This window comes from Acidithiobacillus ferriphilus (assembly GCF_018854775.1).
In the GTDB taxonomy this organism is placed as follows: Bacteria; Pseudomonadota; Gammaproteobacteria; order Acidithiobacillales; family Acidithiobacillaceae; genus Acidithiobacillus; species Acidithiobacillus ferriphilus.
On sequence record NZ_JAAZTY010000242.1, the window covers coordinates 1 to 784 of the forward strand.

General features: G+C 58.9%; 1 pseudogene. It reads right to left on the reverse strand.

The window, feature by feature from the left end:
- Window positions 1-685, reverse strand: a pseudogene (locus HF921_RS12855) (IS256-like element ISAfe2 family transposase); the annotation flags it as partial.
- Between the last annotated feature and the right edge of the window lie 99 nt (window positions 686-784).

Genomic DNA, 784 nt, shown 5'->3' on the forward strand with positions numbered 1-784 from the left:
CACGAGCCTGCAGGTCGCGCAGAACCTCCAGCCAGGAGGCCTTGGATTCGCGCAGGCCATCGCTGACACTGACCAGTTCCTTCTTCCCGTCCGCCGTCACGCCAATAATCACCAGCAGGCAGATGCGCGGATCCTCCTCCGCACGTAGATTGGTATAGACGCCGTCCACCCACCAGTAGGCATACCGTTTACCTTCCAGGGAACGGCGTTGCCAGGCGGCATGCTCTTCCGTCCAGTGCGCCTTGAGGCGTCCCAATGCCGCCGGGGACAGTCCTTTGGCCTCTTCGCCCAGGAGGATAGAAAGCGCCTCCTGCATGTGACCAGAAGATACCCCATGCAGATACAGCCAGGGGACCGTGGCCGCCACCGTCCGCGATTTACGCACATACGGTGGCACCAGTGCCGAATTGAATTTAATCCCCGAACCAGAGCGATCCCGAACCTTGGGGACCTTCACCGGCACAGGGCCCAGGGCAGTCATGATCTCTCGCTCCGGCAAGTGGCCGTTACGAACGACCGCCTGACGACCATTGACCATCCGTACAGCAGAAAACTCTTCCAGCAATACGGACACCTCTGTCTCTATGGCCTGTTCGATCAGGGAACGTGCCGCTCGCCGAAGTACGCCTTCAATGCCCAGGCCCAGCTCTCCCATACCACTCTCAAAAACGGTACTATCTTTCACGGCGCACTCCTCGTTGCTCATTGGTCGGCAAACCCTTTGTAGCAACAGTGCGCCACCTCACTCAAGTCAGATGTAATCTGCCCGTACACCACTTTCGAT